The 1,614-nt window shown below is 55.2% G+C and carries 1 rRNA gene; it reads left to right on the top strand.

Going from position 1 to position 1,614, the window contains the following annotated elements:
• Positions 1–64 precede the first annotated feature (64 nt).
• Positions 65–1,606 (top strand): 16S ribosomal RNA (locus tag E0E17_RS06385).
• The last annotated feature ends 8 nt before the right edge of the window (positions 1,607–1,614 follow it).

The following is a 1,614-nucleotide window of genomic DNA, read 5'->3' as shown; positions in this document are numbered from 1 at the left end:
CACGTAATTCATTACGACGTTTTTCCTTGAGCATCGCTTCACGAGTTGAAGCAAATCAAGCTTTTAATTGAAGAGTTTGATCATGGCTCAGATTGAACGCTGGCGGCAGGCCTAACACATGCAAGTCGAACGGCAGCACAGGAAAGCTTGCTTTCCGGGTGGCGAGTGGCGGACGGGTGAGTAATGTCTGGGGATCTGCCCGATGGAGGGGGATAACCACTGGAAACGGTGGCTAATACCGCATAATGTCGCAAGACCAAAGTGGGGGACCTTCGGGCCTCACACCATCGGATGAACCCAGATGGGATTAGCTAGCAGGCAGGGTAACGGCCTACCTGGGCGACGATCCCTAGCTGGTCTGAGAGGATGACCAGCCACACTGGAACTGAGACACGGTCCAGACTCCTACGGGAGGCAGCAGTGGGGAATATTGCACAATGGGCGCAAGCCTGATGCAGCCATGCCGCGTGTATGAAGAAGGCCTTCGGGTTGTAAAGTACTTTCAGCGGGGAGGAAGGGATGAAGCTTAATACGCTTCGTCATTGACGTTACCCGCAGAAGAAGCACCGGCTAACTCCGTGCCAGCAGCCGCGGTAATACGGAGGGTGCAAGCGTTAATCGGAATTACTGGGCGTAAAGCGCACGCAGGCGGTCTGTTAAGTCAGATGTGAAATCCCCGGGCTCAACCCGGGAACTGCATTTGAAACTGGCAGGCTTGAGTCTCGTAGAGGGGGGTAGAATTCCAGGTGTAGCGGTGAAATGCGTAGAGATCTGGAGGAATACCGGTGGCGAAGGCGGCCCCCTGGACGAAGACTGACGCTCAGGTGCGAAAGCGTGGGGAGCAAACAGGATTAGATACCCTGGTAGTCCACGCCGTAAACGATGTCGACTTGGAGGTTGTGCCCTTGAGGCGTGGCTTCCGGAGCTAACGCGTTAAGTCGACCGCCTGGGGAGTACGGCCGCAAGGTTAAAACTCAAATGAATTGACGGGGGCCCGCACAAGCGGTGGAGCATGTGGTTTAATTCGATGCAACGCGAAGAACCTTACCTGGCCTTGACATCCACGGAATTCTGCAGAGATGCGGAAGTGCCTTCGGGAACCGTGAGACAGGTGCTGCATGGCTGTCGTCAGCTCGTGTTGTGAAATGTTGGGTTAAGTCCCGCAACGAGCGCAACCCTTATCCTTTGTTGCCAGCGATTCGGTCGGGAACTCAAAGGAGACTGCCGGTGATAAACCGGAGGAAGGTGGGGATGACGTCAAGTCATCATGGCCCTTACGGCCAGGGCTACACACGTGCTACAATGGCGCATACAAAGAGAAGCGACCTCGCGAGAGCAAGCGGACCTCATAAAGTGCGTCGTAGTCCGGATCGGAGTCTGCAACTCGACTCCGTGAAGTCGGAATCGCTAGTAATCGTGGATCAGAACGCCACGGTGAATACGTTCCCGGGCCTTGTACACACCGCCCGTCACACCATGGGAGTGGGTTGCAAAAGAAGTAGGTAGCTTAACCCTCGGGAGGGCGCTTACCACTTTGTGATTCATGACTGGGGTGAAGTCGTAACAAGGTAACCGTAGGGGAACCTGCGGTTGGATCACCTCCTTACCTGAACG

It is taken from the genome of [Erwinia] mediterraneensis (assembly GCF_900604315.1).
GTDB classification, from domain to species: Bacteria; Pseudomonadota; Gammaproteobacteria; order Enterobacterales; family Enterobacteriaceae; genus Pantoea; species Pantoea mediterraneensis_A.
Note: the sequence above shows the minus strand (reverse complement) of the source record. Positions and strands in the feature narration are given on the sequence as shown.